Origin of the sequence: Frondihabitans sp. Leaf304 (assembly GCF_001423105.1) — a bacterium.
In the GTDB taxonomy this organism is placed as follows: domain Bacteria; phylum Actinomycetota; class Actinomycetes; order Actinomycetales; family Microbacteriaceae; genus Frondihabitans.
In genome coordinates, this window is the sequence record NZ_LMNV01000002.1 from 1,171,661 (window position 1) to 1,191,199 (window position 19,539).

The 19,539-nt window shown below is 68.8% G+C and carries 17 protein-coding genes and 1 tRNA gene; 2 read left to right on the forward strand and 16 right to left on the reverse strand.

Going from position 1 to position 19,539, the window contains the following annotated elements; all coding sequences use genetic code 11:
- Nucleotides 1-40: 40 nt before the first annotated feature.
- The 4 genes from ASF54_RS05215 to pstC are packed head-to-tail and all read right to left on the reverse strand — an operon-like array spanning nucleotide 41 to nucleotide 6,528.
- A complete protein-coding gene (locus ASF54_RS05215) occupies nucleotides 41-2,629 on the reverse strand; it encodes a hypothetical protein (RefSeq protein ID WP_055959532.1) in 2,589 nt (862 codons plus the stop codon).
- Nucleotides 2,626-4,326 (reverse strand): phosphate ABC transporter substrate-binding protein PstS, encoded by a 1,701-nt coding sequence (gene pstS / locus ASF54_RS05220; protein ID WP_235480945.1) that lies wholly within the window; start codon nucleotides 4,324-4,326, stop codon nucleotides 2,626-2,628. The genes ASF54_RS05215 and pstS overlap by 4 nt, the downstream gene beginning before the upstream one ends.
- Entirely contained in the window at nucleotides 4,313-5,551 is a 1,239-nt protein-coding gene (gene pstA, locus ASF54_RS05225) for a phosphate ABC transporter permease PstA (protein WP_084816142.1), read from the reverse strand. The genes pstS and pstA overlap by 14 nt, the downstream gene beginning before the upstream one ends.
- Complete coding sequence (gene pstC, locus ASF54_RS05230) at nucleotides 5,551-6,528, reverse strand: phosphate ABC transporter permease subunit PstC (protein WP_055959534.1); 978 nt, start codon at nucleotides 6,526-6,528, stop codon at nucleotides 5,551-5,553. The genes pstA and pstC overlap by 1 nt, the downstream gene beginning before the upstream one ends.
- 296 nt (nucleotides 6,529-6,824) lie before the next feature.
- Here pstC and ASF54_RS05235 point away from each other — a divergent pair, with 296 nt between their 5' ends.
- Entirely contained in the window at nucleotides 6,825-7,064 is a 240-nt protein-coding gene (locus ASF54_RS05235; RefSeq protein ID WP_055959536.1) for a hypothetical protein, read from the forward strand.
- 340 nt (nucleotides 7,065-7,404) lie between these two features.
- On the opposite strand, the gene ASF54_RS05240 is transcribed toward ASF54_RS05235, so the two are convergent.
- From ASF54_RS05240 to ASF54_RS05285, 10 genes are all read right to left on the reverse strand, one after another.
- A tRNA-Thr gene (locus ASF54_RS05240) sits at nucleotides 7,405-7,477 on the reverse strand.
- 39 nt (nucleotides 7,478-7,516) lie between these two features.
- Nucleotides 7,517-8,185 (reverse strand): TetR/AcrR family transcriptional regulator, encoded by a 669-nt coding sequence (locus ASF54_RS05245; protein ID WP_084815958.1) that lies wholly within the window; start codon nucleotides 8,183-8,185, stop codon nucleotides 7,517-7,519.
- Between the two features lie 14 nt (nucleotides 8,186-8,199).
- Nucleotides 8,200-9,348 carry a DNA polymerase III subunit delta' gene (locus tag ASF54_RS05250; RefSeq protein WP_055959540.1) on the reverse strand — a complete coding sequence of 383 codons (1,149 nt, stop codon included), beginning with the start codon at nucleotides 9,346-9,348 and terminating at the stop codon, nucleotides 8,200-8,202.
- Nucleotide 9,349: 1 nt separating this feature from the next.
- Entirely contained in the window at nucleotides 9,350-9,970 is a 621-nt protein-coding gene (tmk, locus tag ASF54_RS05255) for a dTMP kinase (RefSeq protein WP_055959542.1), read from the reverse strand.
- Nucleotides 9,970-12,945, reverse strand: coding sequence for a type I DNA topoisomerase (gene topA / locus ASF54_RS05260; protein ID WP_055959544.1), 2,976 nt, complete (start codon nucleotides 12,943-12,945; stop codon nucleotides 9,970-9,972). The genes tmk and topA overlap by 1 nt, the downstream gene beginning before the upstream one ends.
- A gap of 193 nt (nucleotides 12,946-13,138) precedes the next feature.
- The gene (locus ASF54_RS05265; protein WP_157510031.1) at nucleotides 13,139-13,591 is read right to left on the reverse strand and encodes an Rv3654c family TadE-like protein; all 453 of its coding nucleotides are present in this window, start codon (nucleotides 13,589-13,591) and stop codon (nucleotides 13,139-13,141) included.
- Nucleotides 13,578-13,886: a TadE family type IV pilus minor pilin gene (locus tag ASF54_RS05270; RefSeq protein WP_055959548.1), complete on the reverse strand. Its 309-nt coding sequence runs from the start codon at nucleotides 13,884-13,886 to the stop codon at nucleotides 13,578-13,580. Before ASF54_RS05270 ends, ASF54_RS05265 begins: the two co-directional genes overlap by 14 nt.
- Nucleotides 13,883-14,041 carry a DUF4244 domain-containing protein gene (locus ASF54_RS05275; RefSeq protein ID WP_235481014.1) on the reverse strand — a complete coding sequence of 53 codons (159 nt, stop codon included), beginning with the start codon at nucleotides 14,039-14,041 and terminating at the stop codon, nucleotides 13,883-13,885. The genes ASF54_RS05270 and ASF54_RS05275 overlap by 4 nt, the downstream gene beginning before the upstream one ends.
- Before the next feature lie 151 nt (nucleotides 14,042-14,192).
- Nucleotides 14,193-15,155 (reverse strand): type II secretion system F family protein, encoded by a 963-nt coding sequence (locus ASF54_RS05280; RefSeq protein ID WP_084815960.1) that lies wholly within the window; start codon nucleotides 15,153-15,155, stop codon nucleotides 14,193-14,195.
- A complete protein-coding gene (locus ASF54_RS05285) occupies nucleotides 15,152-16,252 on the reverse strand; it encodes a TadA family conjugal transfer-associated ATPase (RefSeq protein WP_084815961.1) in 1,101 nt (366 codons plus the stop codon). Before ASF54_RS05285 ends, ASF54_RS05280 begins: the two co-directional genes overlap by 4 nt.
- Before the next feature lie 429 nt (nucleotides 16,253-16,681).
- On the opposite strand from ASF54_RS05285, the gene acs reads away from it, so the two are divergent.
- A complete protein-coding gene (gene acs / locus ASF54_RS05290; RefSeq protein ID WP_055959552.1) occupies nucleotides 16,682-18,634 on the forward strand; it encodes an acetate--CoA ligase in 1,953 nt (650 codons plus the stop codon).
- Between the two features lie 251 nt (nucleotides 18,635-18,885).
- Here the strand turns inward: acs and ASF54_RS05295 are convergent, their stop codons facing one another.
- Nucleotides 18,886-19,356 (reverse strand): RidA family protein, encoded by a 471-nt coding sequence (locus ASF54_RS05295; RefSeq protein ID WP_055959554.1) that lies wholly within the window; start codon nucleotides 19,354-19,356, stop codon nucleotides 18,886-18,888.
- Nucleotides 19,353-19,511: a hypothetical protein gene (locus tag ASF54_RS16745; protein WP_194603375.1), complete on the reverse strand. Its 159-nt coding sequence runs from the start codon at nucleotides 19,509-19,511 to the stop codon at nucleotides 19,353-19,355. Before ASF54_RS16745 ends, ASF54_RS05295 begins: the two co-directional genes overlap by 4 nt.
- Nucleotides 19,512-19,539 lie beyond the last annotated feature (28 nt).

Genomic DNA, 19,539 nt, shown 5'->3' on the forward strand with positions numbered 1-19,539 from the left:
GGTCAGCGAGCAGTTGCCGACAACTCTCGAGGAGTTCTCATTAGCCGCCGAGCAGAGCGAGCCGTCTGCCCCAGCGCGCGAGCAACGGCCCGGCGATGAGGGCGGGTACGCCGAATCCGAGAGCTCCGACAAGCCCGAGTCGCCCGCGCCCGAGCAAGGTGTCGGGAGTCGTCCCCGACGGCCCGGCCGCATCCGGATCCTGAGCCACCGCGACAGCGGTTCCCCCGGTATCGGTCGAGCTCTCATCGGCGACTGCCGCGGACGAGTCGCCGAGATCGGCGGTGCCCTGGGGGGTCTCGTCGACGGTTGCTGCCGGCTGCGAGCTCTCGCTCGTGGTTGGCGCGGCCGGCGCGGCGGTCGGCGGCGTGGCGGGCTTCGGGCACTCCGCGGTCACGGTAGCCGGAGTCGAGATCGCCTTCGCCGTGGCGACCGCCTGGGCGGTCAGCGTCGCACTCAGCGGCACGTAGCCCCGCGGCAGCTGCCCACGGTCGTCTCCTGACACCTGGCCCGCGCCCACCCCGTAGCGAATGAACTTCGCGTAGTCGCTCAGCTCGGCTGTCGATGCGGCACAGACATTGACCGCGGCATAGCTGAGCATCGTCAGCGGGTAGGCCCCCGGCGTCTTCGCTACGGCATCGGTCGCGACCACACCGGGCACGCTCGTGGTCTTCATCGCAGCCACGGCAGCCGTAACCGAGTCACTCGTCGGCGCCAGAGCCTCGCCGTTCGCGTTCACGAGCTTCGCTGTCGACAGCCCGTAGCGCTCCGCCGACGCCGAGTCGGTGATCGAGAGCAGGAACCGGTGACCGGGCACCTGCGGACCGGTCGAGGTGTAGCCCTTCGGCTGACCGAACGGGTTCCAGGAATCCTTCTCGTTGGGGTCGGCGCGCAGGGTGCGATAGGCCCCCTCGTGCATGTCGTTCATGTACGGACGCATGTCGAGCGTGCCGTAGCCGGTCTCGTCCGGGTCGCCGCCCTTCGCGATGGTGAGGTCGGCCTTCGGAAACGAGTCGAGGGTCGCGTCGGTCGCCAGGTTCAGCTTCGAATACGAGGGGTTCATCTTCATGCCCCACGGGTCGGCCGAGCCCGAGAGGAAGGCCTTCGCGTCGGGGTCGGCGCGCAGCCAGCTCCACACCGCAGAGGAGGCGTCCGACGACCCGAGCGCGACCATGAGGCCGGCCGGCGAGTTGTCGCTCGTCGACTTCGTGAACGCGGGGTTCAGCTGCACGAATTCGGGATCCTGGATGATGCTCGCCGGATTCGCCTCCAGCGTGGCATCGCCCTTGCCGAGACCCGGAACGTCGATGGGATACGACTGCGTCAGCAGCTTGGCGACGAGCCGCGCGTTCAACGTGAGATCGGTGGCTTGGAGCCCGTTGCGGTCGGCCGCCGGGGCGTCCGGATAGAGCCGGTAGTCGATGTCGAACGCGACGACGATCGAGCTCTGCGCGACCGGCGCGTAACGAATGGTCGTTCCCGTCGTCGTGGCCGGATCGAGCGGGCCGTCGACGACGCCCAGCCGGGAAGCTCCCGTGATGGTCGAGACGATCTGTCGGCGCGACTCGGCGTCGCCGATCTGCGAGTAGCCATACGTGGTGCCGAGGCGGCACAGCGCCGGCTGCCACGAGGTGAGCGCTTCGAGCACGGGCTCCGAGCCGACGAGTCGCTGCTCCGGGTTGCCGATCGGGCAGGCCTGCGAGACCGGCTGGAATGCCAGCTTCACGACGACGCGGTTCTTCCATGCGGTCGTCGACAGGGGCGAGCCCGAGATGCGGCCGGACGCCGTCTCGGTCTGGGGGCTGCCGTCGAGGTTGTGCGTGCCGCGGGGCACGATCACGAGCCAGCACGCCCGCGGCGCTGTCCCGGTCGCCGTCTTCTGGTCGGCCCCGCAGCCGAGCTGGGGCGCGTCGAGGCTCGACTGGGTCTCGAACTGCACCTGGCCCGAGCCGTTCGCAGCGGTACGGGCGGCGGTCACCTCGTTCGTCGTCGACGCGTCGTAGATCTTCGAGAGATCGCCCGTCGACTTCGCGAGCGTGCCGTCGACGCTCCGGAACGGCACCCGGTAGGCCTTGAGGTTCGGGTTCTCGAGCGGCGGGTCGAGCAGGTAATCAGGATCCGCGGCATCGCCCCTCAGCACCGGGTCCATGGCGGGGTCGTCGCCCCGCACCAGGTCACGCTTGGCGGTATTCACGCCGAGCAGGCTGCTCAGCGCCGTCGAGGGCGCGCCCCACTCGCACTGCTCGGGCGAGGGCCCGGAGGCCTCGTCGCCCCAGCACTGCATCAGCTGCACGTAGTCGTTCGCGTACTCGCCCTGCGAGGTCTCGTGACCGCCCTTCCAGGTCACCGTGACGGCCTGGTCAAGGAGGTTGGCCGTCTGGCTGACGGTGAACGAGAGGTCTTTGAACGAGTCGAGGTCGGCGTTGCCGCCCGCCTCGGTGGTGTTGTCGGTCTGCCCGAGCGCGGTCTGGGCCTCGACCCAGCTGACCGTCTTCGCCGAGTCGGAGCCCGCTGGCACGGCGGTCGCGGCGGCGGGGATCGACGAGACGAAGAGGGCAGCGGAGGCCGTCACGACGACGATGCCGAAGGCCATGACGCCGTTGCCGACGCGGACGAGGGTGCGGTTTCTCATCGACGGCCTCGCTTCTTCGCCACGGCGATGCCGATGGCCGCGGGCACGAACACGAGTGCCAGGAGCGCCGCCACCGAGCCGATCATCAACCACTGTTTCGACCCGAAGCCCGTTCCGGCGTCACTCTCGACTGGGAGGGCGACCACGTTCGAGCAGACTCCCGAGTCGGCGTCGCACGAGACGAGGGTGCCCTGGCCAGCCGCTCCGGCGGAGGAGGCGCTGCCGGACCCCGATCCCGAGGCCGTGCCGTCGGATCCTGCGCCCGACGACCCGGAGCCCGATGACGAGCCAGACGACGAGGATCCCGCCGACGACGAGCCGGATCCTGCCTTCCCTGCCGTCGACTTGGTCGTACCCGATCCGCCGCTGGAGGCGTTTGCGCTGGTCGGCGTCGAGACCGCCTTAGCCCCGCCCGTGCCGACCGTGCACTGCGTGACGCCGATCTTGTCGCAGGCCGAGGGCTGCGGGGCGTTGTTGGCCAGGGTGTTCGTGCCGTCTTTGGAGAAGGTCGGATTGTTGCAGTTCTTGACGTCGATCGCCTTCGAGACCGTGCCGGGAATCCGCTTGACCTGGCTGAGACCCGCCTTCACGAGGTTGATCGGCAGCGGCGAGTAGCCGAGCACCTCGGCCTGCTGCTGCCCCTCGCAGAGGAAGTAGTTCGCGAAGGTGCTGAGGCTCTTGCCCTTGTCCTTCGTGAAGCTGCGCGACGACGAGATCTCGGTGGGAATGATCATGTACGAGTACGACGACAGCGGATAGGCGCGGTGGTCCGGGTTGTTGTAGACGCCGGTCAGGATCTGCGTGAGGTACTGCGCCGAACCCTTGTCCTGGTTGATCTTCGCTCCGAGCAGCCCGACGGCGACGTTGGAGGCGGTCGGTTCGACGTAGTAGCCCGACTTGTTCAGGATCTTGGCGACCGGGAAGCCGGTCTTGAGGGCGTACGAGTACTCGACGTAGGTGATCGTGCCGACGTTCGCCTTCTGGGCGACGTAGCCCGAGACGCCCTGCGAGTTCGGCTGAGCGATGAAGCCCTTGCCGGGGATCGTCGGGTAGTTAGACGTCACACCGCACGGGGTGGGCCGCCCGGCCGCGGCACAGTAGCTGTTCCAATCGGAGGGGTGCTCCTGGCTCATCCAGGTGGAGAACTGCGCCGTCGAGCCGGAGCCGTCGGAGCGCACCACCGGCACGATGTTCCGCTTCGGCAGGTCGAGGCCGGGGTTGTCTTTCTTGATGGCCTTGTCGTTCCAGCTCGTGATCTTGCCGGTGAAGATCTTGGTGACGACGTCGCCCGACAGCCGCAGGTTCGTCACCTGCTTGCCGCCCGACGTGAGGTTGTACATGAACGCCGTACCACCCGCGACGATCGGCATGTAGGCGTAGCCGACTGTCGGTGCCGAGTCGACGACGCCGCCGTCTTTGATGCCGTAGGGGATCTCCGACACGGCGTAGTCGACGGTGCCGTTCTTGAATTGGTTGCGGCCGTCCGACGAGCCCGTGCTGGCGTAGTTCACCTTCAGCCCGTACTGCTGCACGTTCACCGCCCACTGCGCGATCGCGTTCGAGCTCCACGACGAGCCGGCGCCCGAGATGGCCTTGTAGGTATCGGCCTGGGCGGCCGACGGGGTCATCGCGAGCAGCGCGGCCGCGGCGACGACGCCGATCAGGAGGGCGGCGACGGAGCGCTTAGGAGAGATCACGGGTGGTGTCCTTCGAGGGGCGGGTGCTGCGGGGGCGGAGGCGGGCAGAGACGGGGAGCCGTGCGGCTGCGGCCCGGATCCTGAGCAGGAAGTCGCGGCGGCTCTCGCGACGCGCAACCGTCTCGCCGCCGATCAGACGGGCGATCACGAAGAGCACCAGCACGAGAAGCATCAGCACGATCGCCGTGCCGAAACCGCGGGCGATCATGGTCGGCTCGGGCGACTTGACGAACTCGAAGATCGCCAGCGGCAGCGAGAGCATCGGACCGTGTAGCGGGTCGAGATTGAGGCCCGCAGTGAAGCCCGAGGTGAGCAGGACGGGCGAGGTCTCACCGATTCCGCGAGCCGTCGCGAGGATGATCGCCGTGATCAGCCCGGAGCGCGAGGTCGGAATCACCACACGCCAGACGGTCTGCCACTGCCCCGCGCCGAGCCCGAGCGACGCCTCTTTGAGCGTCGCGGGCACGAGACGCAGCACGACGTCGGCCGAGCGGATCATGATCGGCAGCATCATCACACTGATGGCGAGCGAGGCGGCGAAGCCCGACTTGTCGACGCCCAGGAAGAGGATCACGCTCGCGTAGATGAACAGGCCGGCCACGATCGACGGCAGCGCCGTCATGGCCTCGACGATGGTGCGCACGAACCTCGAGAACGGCCCGGGGATCTCACCGAGGAAGAGCGCCGTCGTCAGGCCGAGCGGGATCGTGATGATCAGCGCGATGGTGATCTGAATCAAGGATCCGGCGACGGCGTGCAGCACACCACCCTGTGTCAGCGGATCGAGCGGCCCCGTCAGCGCCATGTCCTGGGTGAAGAAGTTGAGATGGGGAATCGCCTTCGCGCCCCGCACGAAGCTGAATACGACGACGAAGACAAGAGTCGCGATGACGAGGAACGCGAGGCTGTGCACGACGGCCGCGATCAACCGGTCGCGAACCACGGCGGCACTCTCGTCGATCGCGACGAGCAACGCGTAGAAGCCGAGGAACAGCACGTAGCCGACCACGACGAAGGCGATGCCGCCGGTGAGCGGGGCGATCCAGGAGAACAGCACGATCGTGACGCTGAGCGAGGCGACGGCCGCACCCGCCATTGCGAGCACGTCGCTGATGCGGACGCCGATGGTACGGCGCACCTCCGGCCGGGCGCGCTCGTCACGGCGCGACTCCCGAGAGGGCAGCTCGGTCTCCGGCTGGGTCGGTGCTTCGAGGAGGTCGGTCATCAGCTGCTCGCCCCCGATCGCGATCGGGCGACGACAGCCGACGCGGCGAAGTTGATGCACAGCGTCATCAAGAAGAGCGTGAGCCCGGCAGCCATGAGGGCCGAGGTGCCGAACGGGGTCGCCTCGCCGTAGCGCAGCGCGATCAGCGACGACACCGAGCTCGCACCGGCCTGAAGAATGTGCGGCTGGATCACGAAGATCGGCGAGATGATCATGTAGACGGCGATGGTCTCGCCGAGCGCGCGGCCGAGCCCGAGCATGGTTCCGCCGATGATGCCGCCCCGGCCGAACGGCAGCACGACCGAGCGGATCATTCCCCACTTCGTCGAGCCGAGGGCCAGTGCCCCCTCGCGCTCCCCCAGCGGCGCCTGCAAGAAGACCTCGCGCATGATCGAGGTGATGATCGGCGTGATCATCAGAGCGACGACGATGCCCGCGATGAACGTCGACGACGTGTAGACGGTGGGGCTCGCCAGCGGATCCTTGAGGTCTGTTCCGTCGACCCGGAAGAGGGGGATCCAGCCGAAGTACTGCGAGATCCACTTCGACACCGGCGTGATCTGCCCCTGCAAGAAGAAGAAGCCCCAGAGGCCGTAGACGACGCTCGGGATCGCGGCCATCAGGTCGACCAGGCCGATCAGGAAGCCCCGGACACGGATGGGCGCGTACTCGGTGATGTAGAGCGCCGTGCCGAGGGCGAGCGGCACGGCGAAGAAGATCGCGACCAGTGCGATCAGGATCGTGCCGACCAGCACGGCGGCGATGCCGAACTTGCCGGCGTCGGGCTCCCAGGCCTGCTCGGTGAAGAAGCTGAACTTCGCGACGCCGATCGCCTGCGCGGCGCGAAACGCGAGGAACAGGCCGACGAGCGACATGATCGCGAGCACGGTGACACCGCCGGCATGGGCGGCGAGCCGGAACCGGAGGTCAGCGGGGTCGCGCACGACGCTCAGGAGGCGGGGGGAATCGGTTGACACGGTGTCCTTCGAGGTGCGGTGCCGCCGGCGAGGCCGGAACGGCGGTGGGTCGTCCCGGGCTCACTCGCTCCGCTGCCGGGGCGTCCTCCCGGGGACGCCTAAACCTGGCAGTTCGATAAGGATCCGATGGGGATCAACTGATGACGTCGACCCGTCCCGATGGTGAACAGTCGGTGTTTTGGGGGACCAACGGCGCTATTGCGGGGTACTTCGCGTGCCGAGAGGCACGCGCCCGGCTCGCCGCAGGCCCGCGCGGTGAAAGCTAATTTGAGCGTCAATCGATTTAGGCTCTGGGCATGGAACACCGGCGCAACCCGTACTCGACCGTGCTCATGGTCTTCGCCCTTCTCGGCTTGGTCGGAGGTGGCGCACTGCTGGTCATCGCCGGGCTTGCGAGCACCGACAACGTCGCGGCCCAGCTCCTTCTCAGCTCGATTGGCCTCGTGTCGCTGGGTATCGGGGCACTCTTCTTCATTCTCTGGCTGGCGGTCAGCGCCATCGCGTGGGCCATCTTCGCGGCGGCCACTCGCCTCTAGGCGACCGGGCGCGCTAGACCCTCGGGTTCGGCGTCCGCGGCGGCCCTAGGCCCGTCGCCGTGGCCGACCGCGAGGGTCTGTGCCGGATCCTTGCTCGCAATCCGGCTGCGGCGCCCGGGCCTTCACCCTACGAATTCGGGCAAATGGGCCGCCTTCGAGCCGCCAAGCCCGGTTTTCGCATGCTGAGGGCCCGCGTCTCTGGCGGGGCCCAGCGCATCCCCGCCTCCCGCGTCTCCGCGGCGAGCGAAGCGATGCCGCAGCGGCGAGAGCCGCCAGACAGGCACGAACACCGACATCGGGGAGCGCCCCGAAGGGGCTGCGAACACGGTACAGGGAGGTGAGCCGCCTGTCGGAATCGAACCGACGACCTTCTCATTACGAGTGAGACGCTCTACCGACTGAGCTAAGGCGGCGTGGTTTCGGGGGTTAGCCCGAACGCACAGTCAGATACATTACCCGATCGCGGGGCTCTGCCGTGACCACAGGGTGCCGAGGGCTTGGAAGCTCGCGTCGAGTTGCGCGCGGAGGCTCTTTTCGGGGTTGTCGTCGCGCGCCGGGGTGACTGCGGGGTCGATCCAGGCGGTCCAGGCGTGGCGGAGGGTCGCCATGACGACGAGGGAGGCGAGGCCCGCTTCTGCCCGGAGCGCCGCAGGGTCGGCGGCGAGGCTCGGGTCGTCGACGGCGAAGCGGCGTTCGAGGAGGTCGAGCAGCTGCGCTTCGAATTCGTGCAACCCGGCACTGCGCCGTGCGAAGAGCTCGGGGTGGTCGCGGAGCACGGCTCGGCGCCAGTGCACGAGCTCGCGGTCGGTGACGAGCACCTCCATGGCGCGCTCGACGAGGTCGACGAGGTCGGCCAGCAGGCGGTCGCGCCCTCCCCCGGCGACGAAGTGGTCGATCTCGGGCCCGTCGGGGATGTGCGGCGGGTCGCCGACGACCGCTTCTTCTTTCGAGGGGAAGTAGTTGAAGAAGGTGCGCGGCGACACGTCGGCCTCCCGACCGATCATGTCGACGGTGACGGCGTCGTAGCCGTTGTCGCGGACGAGTCGCAGCACTGCGACCTGGATGGCTCGACGTGTCGCGAGTCGTTTACGTTCGCGGAGTCCGGGTTGTGCTTCGGGCATGTGCCTATCTTTGCTTACCGGACGGCGTGGCGGCTGACAGCGATCAGCATGGCCTCGAGCACGAGAGCCGGCGACACGTTGCGGTCGACCCGGGTGCGGGCCGTACTGATCGCATCGAGCACCTTGAGGGTGGTCGCCGGGGTCGAGGCTCCGGCGGCGCTTTCGAGGGCCGGGCGGATGCTGTCGTTGATCGGCTCCCCCGCGGCTCCGAGCTGCAGCAGCAGCACGTCGCGGTAGAGCGAGAGCAAATCGACAAGGATCCGGTCGAGCCCGTCGTGCAGCCCCCGTTTTGCGCGACGCTTCTGGTCGTCTTCCATCGCCCGCAGCTGTGCGCGCAGTGCTGGCGGCACTGTGCCGCCCTCGGCGACGCCGAGCGATCGGAGTGCCGCTTTGCGTTCTTCTTCGTCGTGCTCGGCCGTGAACGATTTGGCGTCTTCGCCGGCGACCGCGAGAAGGGTCGCCGCGGCGATCACGGCGTCGGAGGTCGACCGGATCGAGAGGGCTGTCTCGAGGGTCTGGCGGCGACGGGCACGCGCTTCAGGATCCGTGGCCAGACGCCGCGCCATCCCGATGTGGCTTTGGGCCTCCCGGGCGGCCACGACCGCCGTCTCGGGGTCGACGCCGTCTCGGTCGCGAAGCAGCGCCGCCACGTCGTCGATGGAGGGCACGCGCAGGCCGAGGCTCCGGACCCGTGACCGGATGGTCGGCAGCAGGTCGGCCTCGCTCGGGGCACAGAGGATCCACACGGTCGACACGGGTGGCTCTTCGAGCGCTTTGAGCAGCACGTTCGACGAGTGCTCGCTCATGCGGTCGGCGTCTTCAACGACGACGACGCGGTAGCGGCCGACGCTCGGCGAGTAGTACGACGCTTTGACGAGTTCGCGCACCTGGTCGATGGTGATGATGACGAGCTCGGTGGCGAGCACAGCCAGGTCGGGGTGCGAGCGAGCCTGCACCTGCCGCAGAGTCGCGTCTTCGTCGTCGGGGCCCCGGGAGAGGAGCGCCGCCGCGAAGGCGTAGGCGAGGTTGGAGCGGCCGGATCCTGGGGGGCCCGTGATCAACCAGGAGTGCGCCATGGCCCGGTTGCCCGGATCGTGGCTGGCTGCGGCCTGCAGCGTGCGGATGGCCTCGTTTTGGCCGGTGAGGTTGCTCCAGACGCCCATGTCAGCCGAGCAGCTCTCTGACTCGGTCGCCGATGGCGCGGGCGATGTCGGCGCGGTCAAGGGACGCGTTGAGCACGAGGAAGCGGTCGGGTTCGGCCGCGGCGAGGTCGAGGAAGGCGTGGCGGACTCGCGCGTGGAAGTCGGCGGCCTCCGCCTCGAGCCGGTCGTATTCGGTGCGCGACGAGTCGAGGCGCGATCGGCTCGCGGTCTCGTCGAGGTCGAGCAGCACGGTGAGGTCGGGCAGGAGCCCCTCGACGGCCCACAGCGACAGGTCACGGACCTCGTCGGCTCCGAGCACACGGCCGGCCCCCTGGTAGGCGACGGAGGAGTCGAGGTACCGGTCTTGGAGGACGACCTCGCCGCGATCGAGTGCCGGCCGGACGACGGTGTCCACGTGGTGAGCGCGATCGGCGGCGTAGAGGAGGGCTTCGGCGCGCGGGGCAATGTGGCCGCGTCGGTGGAGCACCATCGAGCGGATCTCACCGCCGAGGTCGGTGCCGCCGGGTTCGCGGGTGCGGACGACGGTGTACCCGGCCCCGGTGAGAGACGCCTCGAGGAGGGCGGCCTGGGTCGATTTGCCGACCCCGTCGCCCCCCTCCAGTGTGATGAAGAGACCCGCCACTAGTCAGACTCGGTGGTCTTTGCCGCCGCCGGCTTTTTCGCCGCGGCGGTTTTAGCAGCCGTCGTCTTCGTGGCTGTCGTCTTTGCAGCGGTCGTCTTGGCAGCCGACGTCTTCGCGGCCGGCTTCTTGGCTGCGGGCTTCTTCGCCGCGGGCTTCTTGGCGGGTGCCTTCTTCGCCGGGGCCTTCTTGACCGCGGGCCCCTTGGCGCGCTTGTCGGCGATCAGCTGAACGGCGCGATCGAAGTCGACCTCTTCGACGGTCTCGCCGCGCGGGATCGTCGCATTGGTCTCACCGTCCGTGACGTAGGCACCGAAGCGACCGTCTTTGATCTTGATCGCCTTGCCGCTCACCGGGTCGGGTGCCTCGAACTCCTTCAGGGCGCTGGAGGCACGCTTCGCTCCGTACTTGGGCTGCGCGTAGAGCTCGAGCGCACCCGCGAGGTCGATGTCGAAGATCTGGTCTTCGCTCGTGAGCGACCGGGTGTCGGTGCCCTTCTTGAGGTAGGGGCCGTAGCGGCCGTTCTGAGCCTGGATCTCGTCGCCTGACTCCGGGTCGAGACCCACGGTGCGAGGCAGGTCGAGCAGGCGCAGGGCGGTGGCGAGGTCGATCGAGTCGACGTCCATCGACTTGAACAGCGAGGCGGTCCGCTCCTTCGGCAGGGCGGCCTTCTTCGGCGTCTTCTTGGCGGGCGCCTTCTTGGCCGGGGCCTTCGCCGTGGTCGCACCGGCGGCAGCAGCCGTCTCGGTGGCAGCGGCGGTCGCGGAAGTGTCGGTCTCGGGTGCGCTCTCGAGCACCTCGCCGGTGGCCGCGTCGACGGCGGGCTCCGCCTCGGGCACCTCGGGGGTGCGCTCGGTCACGTAGGGGCCGAAGCGGCCGTCTTTCGCCAGCACCTCTTTGCCCGTCTCGGGGTTGAGGCCGAGCACCCGGTCGCCGACGACGGGAGCGTCGATGAGCTCGCGGGCACGCTGCGGTGTCAGCTCGTCGGGAGCGAGGTCTTCGGGCACGTTGACGCGACGCGGGGTCTCGGGGTCGTCGCTCGGAGTCTCGAGGTAGGGCCCGTAGCGACCGATGCGCAACGTCAACCCTTCGCCGAGAGCGATCGAGTTGATCTCACGCGCGTCGATCTCGCCGAGGTTGTCGATCACCTTGCGGAGGCCGCGGTGCGACTCGTTGCCGAAGTAGAACCCGTTGAGCCAGTCGACGCGGTCGGCCTCTCCGCCGGCGATGAGGTCGAGGTCGTCTTCCATGCCCGCGGTGAAGTCGTACTCGACGAGGTCGCCGAAGTACTCCTCGAGTAACCGGACCACGGAGAAGGCGATCCAGTTCGGAACGAGTGCGGTGCCCCGGGGAGTCACGTAACCACGGTCGACGATGGTCGACATGATGGCCGCGTAGGTCGAGGGGCGCCCGATACCGAGCTCTTCGAGCGTCTTGACGAGGCTCGCCTCGGTGTAGCGCGGGGGTGCCGACGTGTCGTGACCCTTGGCTTCGACGTCGTCGATGGAGAGCTTCTGGCCCTCTTTCAGCACGGGGAGCTTGGCGTCGTCTTTCGAGGCGTCAGTGGAATGACGGTCTTCGTCTCGCCCCTCCTCGTAGGCCGCGAGGAAGCCGCGGAAGGTGATGACGGTGCCGGTCGCGACGAACTCGGCGATCGTGCCCTTCGGGCCGGAGCTGGCGATACCGGTGACGGGCGCCTCGGTCGTTGCCGCGACCACCACGGAGGCGGTGGAGCCCTTCGCGTCGGCCATCTGCGAGGCGACCGTGCGCTTCCAGATCAGGTCGTAGAGCTTCCAGTCGTTGCCACGGAGTGTGCCCTCGAGCTGCTGCGGCGTCTTGAAGGTGTCTCCCGAGGGGCGGATGGCCTCGTGGGCCTCCTGCGCGTTCTTGCTCTTGCCGGTGTAGAGGCGCGGCTTCTCGGGGATCGTGTCGGCCCCGTAGAGAGACGAGGCCTGGTTGCGTGCCGCAGTGATCGCCTGCTGCGAGAGCGACGGCGAGTCGGTTCGCATGTAGGTGATGTAGCCGTTCTCGTAGAGAGACTGCGCCACGCTCATGGTCTGGCGGGCCGAGAAGCGAAGCTTGCGGGCGGCCTCCTGCTGCAGGGTCGAAGTCGTGAACGGGGCAGCGGGGCGACGCGTGTACGGCTTCGCCTCAACCGAGCGGACGACCACGTCGACGCCGGGAGCGTAAAGGGCCGCGGCGAGCGCCTGAGCTGCATCGGCATCGAGGGCCACTGCCTCGCCCTTGAGGTTTCCGCGGTCGTCATAGTCGCGGCCGGTGGCGATCCGGCTGCCGTCGACCCGCACCAGGCGGGCCGGGAAGGGCGAGCGCTCTTCGGTGGGGCTGAAGATGCCGGAGAGATCCCAGTAGCTGGCCGAGACGAACGCGAGGCGTTCGCGCTCGCGGTCGACGACGAGACGGGTGGCGGCCGACTGCACACGACCGGCGGAGAGACCCGGCCCGACCTTGCGCCAGAGAACGGGCGAGACCTCGTAGCCGTAGAGACGGTCGAGAATGCGGCGCGTCTCCTGGGCGTCGACGAGAGCCGTGTCGAGCTCGCGGGTGTTCTCCTGGGCCTTCTGGATCGCATCTTTGGTGATCTCGTGGAAGACCATGCGCTTGACGGGAACCTTGGGCTTGAGCTCTTGCAGGAGGTGCCACGCGATGGCCTCGCCCTCGCGATCCTCATCAGTGGCGAGGTAGAGCTCGTCGGCGCCCTTGAGCGCGCGTTTGAGGTCGGCGACCGTCTTCTTCTTCGCGTCGGAGACCACGTAGTAGGGCTCGAAGCCGTTCTCGACGTCGACGGAGAACTTGCCGAGCGAGCCCTTCTTCTTGTCGGCGGGGAGGTTCTTGGGCTCGACGAGGTCGCGAATGTGGCCGACGGAGGCGAGCACTTCGTAGTCACTGCCCAAATACTGACCGATCGTCTTGGCCTTGGCGGGCGACTCGACGATTACCAGTTTCTTCGTGCCTGGCACGGGACTCCTTGAATGGTGGAACAGAAGGACTGCCTGCAAACGGTGCAGACGGCTTGGAGACGCGGTGTCGGCCTGGTTGGGCCCACGTCGTTCGCGATGCGCGACGGCCTCGTCGCCTGCCGATCCGAGAGATCGAGCGAGTCGCCGCATCCGACAGCCACACCATACACACCTACTGCCGGGGTCTTGCTCCTCATTTCTTGGAGCCGACCATGGGCGCGCCGAGAGAACCGGGTGGCTGACCGGCCGTCGCGACCGCGGCGAGAGGCACCAGCCCCACCCCGCGCGACACGCGCACGGTGACCGTGTCGCCCTCCACTTGACAGGCATCGAGCCCGGCCGCCTGAGCCTCGGCGAGCGCCGAAGCGGCGTCGCACGGCGGCCCCGCGCGAAGGCCCACGGCGGCGTCGGCAGCCGCGAGGGCGGCCGAGTCGGCGGTCGCCGCGAGGGCGTGTCGCGCCACGAGCAAAGCGCCTGAGGCCACCACCCCCTGCACGAGGAGGGTCGCCGCGGCGATCGCCCCCGCGAGCACGACCGAGACGCTGCCGCGCGCGTCGGCCCACCCCGAGAACGAGCACTGCATATAAGCGGAACGAACCGGGCGCGCCGCGACCTTCGCGAGCAGCACCGCGCTAGAGGCCGCCACCAGGAGCACAGCTTCTAGCTGAGAGGTCGACGCCACTCGTCAACCAGCCGAGAGCGACGGTGCGGCCGAGCCGAACGCACACGGGATCGTCGCCCGCGACCTCGACCCGTGACCCGGGCACGAGCCGTTGCGCGAGGGCACCCGGGTCGTCACCACGACCGGCTGCGCGGGCCGCGGCGCCTGCCGCATCGGCGAGCCTCATCGACTCCCCCGCCGCGCCGACCGCCGCCACGGCGACGCCGATCATGACGGCGACCGCTGGCGCCACGAGCGCGAACTCGATCGTCGCGCTCACGCGACCGTCAGCGCTTTCTGCACGAGGTCGGTCAGCATGGCCTGCACCTGACCCGAGCGCACGATCGACACGAGCACGCCCGCGAATGCGACGCCGGCCATGATCACGACCGCGTACTCGGCGGTCGCGGCACCCGTGTCGTCGGCGAGATCGATCCGCCGTAAAGCAGCTCGACCCCGCGAGAAGTGGAGGGCAACAGAAGAAGGAAGAGGAGGAATGAGCACGGATGTCCTTTCGTCGGTGACTCCAGCCTGATCGAGGCGGGGGCAGGATCCGGCTGCTCCGGTCGACGAGGTGGAGAACCCGTCACCCGATCGGCCCTGTGGAGGCGAGGAGCGCCACCATCAGCGGCACGACTCCGACCAGGAGGAACGCCGGCAAGATGCACACGCCGAGCGGCAGCATGAGTCGAACGCCCAGCCGCTCGCTGGCCTCTTCGGCCCTTGCGCGTGAGTCGCGCCTCAGCTCGTCGGCGGCCGACCGGAGCAGCCCTCCCGCCGGCACCCCCGCGTTCTCCGACAGGGTGACCAGCGCATCGATCTCGGCCGCAGCGGTGGGGATCGTGAGCCCCGCGCAGTGCCGCTCGAGCGCCGCGCTCACCCGGGCCCGGGCCTCTCCCCAGGCGCCGCCACCCTGCATCGCCAGCGCGATCAGCTCGAGGTCGAGCCCGGGAATCCCGTCGGGCGGCGCCGCAGCGGAGAGCAGCCGCCTGTTCCACGCCCGGGCCGCCAGCACGAGGGCACCGGCCCCACCCACACAGACCCAGCCGATGGACGTCAGGGCCAGCACCCGCACCGTATCGATTCCGAGCCCCAAAGCGACGAGGATCCCGAACGCCGGCAGAGCGAGCACGATCCGTGCCGTCGCCACCGGCCCGCTGGCAGCGACTCGGGCATCTCGACGGGCTTGCACGAGCACCCGCGCCGACTCGGCGCTCGACCGCAGGCAGTGCGCGAGCGGGGCGCCGGAGGCTTCCGCGACCTCCCACGCCGCCGCGGCCTGCAGCCACTGCGCGCGAGCGACCACCGGTGCGCGCGCGTCGGACCACGCGGAGGAGATCGCCGCCGAGCCGACGAGCCCGCGGCGGAGGGAGTCGGCGGTGAGCGCCAGGATCCTGCGCTCGTCCGGTTCGAGAGTCGACTCGGCCAGGTGCCTCCACGCGGCGGCCGGTGCGATCCCCGCCTCGAGCAGTACTGCGAGCCTCTCGAGCGACCGCACGGCCGACGCCCCGGACGTCGATGAACCGGGGCCATGTGCGCGACGACTCACCGGTACGCCTCCGTGGTGAGGCGGCCTTCATCGTCCAGGGTCAGGCGCGCGACACCGGAGACCCGACGCCCGAGTGGGCCGACGCTCAGGTGGACGACTGCGCCGAACGCCGACACCGCCTGGCGGGCGACCGCCGCCGGCGAGAGCTCGGCGAGAGCGCCCACGGCTTCGAGTCGCGCCGGAACGGCATCGAGCCCGTTGGCGTGCAGGGTGCCGGCGCCTCCGTCGTGCCCCGTGTTGAGCGCTGTCAGCAGCTCTCTGATCTCGGGCCCACGGCACTCCCCCACGATCAGCCGGCCCGGGTTCATCCGTAGGGCCTCGCGCACCAGCCGGGCCAGACCGATCTCTCCGGCGCCCTCGAGGTTGGCCTGCCGAGTCTCGAGCGACACCACGTGGGGGTGATCGATACGGAGTTCGGCGACGTCTTCGAGCGTGATGATGCGATCGGTGGGTGAGGCTTCGGCGAGGAGCGCCGAGAGGAGTGTCGTCTTGCCCGAGCCTGCAGCACCGGTGATGAGCAGGTTGACTCGGCGATGGATGAGGTCGACGAGCAGAGCACGGGGCACGGTCGCGAAGGCGCCGGAGGCCTCGAGGTCGTCCAGCGAGAGCGGCTCGAGTGCGGGCACGCGTATCGACAGCAGGGCACCACCGGTCGAGATGGGAGGGAGCACCGCGTGCACCCGGATCCCGTCGGCCAAACGCACGTCGGCGCAGGGGTTCGCTTCGTCGACGTGTCGGCCGCCCGCGCCGATGAGAGCGGTCGCGAGCGCCCGGGCGGCCGGTTCTCCGAGAACGAGATCGTCGAGGACCTCCTGACCGGCGCCCCGGTCGACGACGACCTCGCCGGTCGCGTTCACGAAGAGGTCGGTGACGCTCGGATCGGCGATCAGCGGGCGGAGCGGGCCGAACTGGCGGGGTACGGTTCGGCGTACCCCGTTTCGTACCCCGATCTGATCAGTCGTCCCCCGGTCGGCGGTCGACGAGCCGAGAGGTGACGGCACGAATCGGACGGGTGAGTGACCGGGCGGTCGGTCGTGCTCGGGAAGGAACGACACGGCTGCTGACCCGGTAGGCGACCGGTGCTGAGGTGAATTCATGGTCGACGGTAAATCGCCGCTGCGGCTCGAGCGCACGTCGGCCGCGGGGGTGGAGAATTCCGCGCTCCAGCGCGCTTGTGGAGACCGGGGCAGCTGAGCTTCTTGGCGGTTCGTCCAGTAAGAAGCGAAGCGCTACGCACCACTGTGACCATCACCCGCGGGCGGCGAAAACCGACCGACGGGTTAAACGAGAGGGGCGGCACCAGTTGGGGGGAACGGGTGCCGCCACGGTACCGCGCGATTGGGGGGAATCGTGGGCGGTACCTGCCGGAACAAGTCCGACAAGAACGAGTGTACCCCAAAACGCGCGCGGCGCAACCGGCTGGCATCGGCGATTTCGCGTCGATCCGAATCCCGACCCGGAGTATCGTTCCCGGGAGCCACACGTGTCGTGTGTCGATACCTCGCACCGTCGCGAAAGAAGGATCCATGCCGGACAACATCGACCATCTCCTCACCGAGACCAGGCGGTTCTCCCCCTCTGCCGAGTTCGCCCGATCGGCGGTCGCGACGGAAGACCTGGTGGCCCGGGCGAAGCAGGATCGACTCGAATTCTGGGCCGAGCAGGCCCGCGAGTCGGTGTCGTGGTCGAAACCGTTCACCAGGATCCTTGACTGGACCAACCCGCCCTTTGCGAAGTGGTTCGACGACGGCACACTCAACGTGGCCTACAACTGCCTCGATCGTCACGTCGAGGCCGGCAACGGCGATCGAGTCGCCATTCACTGGGAGGGTGAGCCCGGCGACACCCGGACGTTGACGTATGCCGAGCTCACCGCCGAGGTGAAGAAGGCCGCCAACATGCTGCTGGCGCTCGACGTCGTGGCCGGCGACCGCGTGATCATCTACCTGCCGCTCATTCCCGAGGCCGTCGTCGCGATGCTCGCCGTCGCGCGGATCGGCGCCGTGCACTCCGTCGTCTTCGGCGGTTTCAGCGCCGAGAGCATTCGTGCCCGTGTCGACGACGCGCAAGCGAAGGTGGTCATCACGGCCGACGGCGGATGGCGCCGGGGCGCCGTCTCGGCCCTCAAGCCCGCGGTCGACGAGGCGCTCGACGAGGCCCTGCACGGCTCGAGCAGCGTCGAGAAGGTCGTCGTCGTGAAGCGCGGCGGCAACGACATCGACTGGAACGACTCCCGCGACGCGTGGTGGCACGACCTCCTGGCCGACGCCGGTGACGAGCACGAGCCCCAGGCCTTCGAAGCGGAGCATCCCCTCTTCATCCTCTACACGAGCGGCACGACCGGAAAACCGAAGGGGATCCTCCACACCTCGGGCGGCTACCTGACCGGCGCCGCGTACTCGCACAAGAACGTCTTCGATCTTCACCCCGAGACCGACGTCTACTGGTCGACGGCCGACGTCGGCTGGATCACGGGGCACACCTACGTCGTCTACGGCCCACTCGCCAACGGGGCGACGCAGGTGCTCTACGAGGGCACCCCCGACTCCCCCGAGCCCGGGCGCTGGTGGGACATCATCGAGAAGTACGGCGTCACGCTCTTCTACGCGGCCCCGACGGCCATCCGCGGCTTCATGAAGGCCGGGCGGCAGATCCCGGCGACACGTGACCTCTCATCGCTCCGACTGCTCGGCAGCGTGGGCGAGCCGATCAACCCGGAGGCCTGGGTCTGGTATCGCGACGTGATCGGAGGCGGAAAGACGCCCGTCGTCGACACCTGGTGGCAGACCGAGACCGGCTCGATCATGATCTCGGCGCTGCCCGGGCTCACGACGCTGAAGCCGGGCGCCGCCCAGGTTCCCCTCCCCGGCGTGGCGATCGACGTCGTCGACGACGCCGGTGTGCCCGTCGGCCACGGCGAGGGCGGGCTGCTGGTCATCACCGAGCCCTGGCCGTCGATGCTCCGCGGCATCTGGGGCGACCCCGACCGGTACGTCGAGACCTACTGGTCGAAGTTCGGCCCGACCGTCTATTTCGCCGGCGACGGGGCGCGCAAAGACGAAGACGGCGACATCTGGCTGCTTGGCCGCGTCGACGACGTCATGAACGTCTCCGGCCACCGACTCTCGACGGCCGAGATCGAATCCGCACTCGTCTCGCACCCGCTGGTGGCCGAGGCCGCTGTCGTGGGGGCGTCCGACGAGACGACCGGGCAGGCGGTGGTCGCATTCGTGATCCTCCGCACCTCGCAGGCGGGCTCGATGTCGCCGGAAGAGGCGGCGTCGGCACTCCGGGGTCACGTCGCGCACGAGATCGGATCGATCGCGAAGCCGAAGACGGTCATGATCGTGCAGGAGCTGCCGAAGACGCGCTCCGGCAAGATCATGCGCCGTCTTCTGCGCGATGTGGCCGAGGGGCGCGAGACCGGCGACACGACGACTCTCGCCGACACCAGCGTGATGAACGCGATTCGTATCTGATTGGCGCACTGGCTTGATTGGTGCACTGGCTTGATTGGTGCTCCGCGGGTCGCGGTGCCGGACCTCGGACAAGCCTCGGTCGTCCGGCACAGCGACCCGCTACGCGCCGACCTTATTGGTGCTCAGCGGGTCGCGGTGCCGGACCTCGGACAAGCCTCGGTCGTCCGGCACAGCGACCCGCGACGCGCCTGGCGAGAGCTCGCTAGAGCTGGGTGCCACTGACGCACATCCCTACGGCGCGCTAAGAAGAATCAATCAACCAGAAGGATGATCTCCACCTCGACAGGCGAGTCGAGCGGCAACACCGCAACACCCACGGCGCTGCGCGCGTGCACGCCCGCCTCGCCGAAGATCTCGCCGAGCACGTTCGAGGCGCCGTTGATCACGCCGGGCTGACCCGAGAACGAAGGATCCGACGCGACGAACCCGGTCACCTTCACCACCCGCTTGACCCGGTCGAGGTCTCCGAGCACCGATTTCACTGCCGCCAGAGCATTCAGTGCCGCCTGTCGCGCGTAGGCGTGGGCGTCGTCCGCCGACACCAGGCCTTCAGCCGCGCCGACCTTGCCGGTGGCGGGCAGTGCGCCCTCGACGAACGGGAGCTGACCGGACGTGTAGACCATCGAGCCCACGAGGAGGGCGGGCACGTAGGAGCCGGCCGGGGTCGCTACCTCGGGGAGCTCGATGCCGAGTTCGGCGAGACGCGCGTCGATCGACGTCATGCCTGCTGCACCGGGCGCTTGAGGTAGGCGACAAGGCCGCCTTCGGGCGTCTGGAGCACCTGGACGAGCTCCCAGCCCTCCGAGCCGAAGTTGTTGAGGATGGCTGTCGTGTTGTGCACGATCAGCGGAGCGGTGAAGTACTCCCAGAGGACCATATTGGGCGTCCGTTCAGTCAGTTGCGGT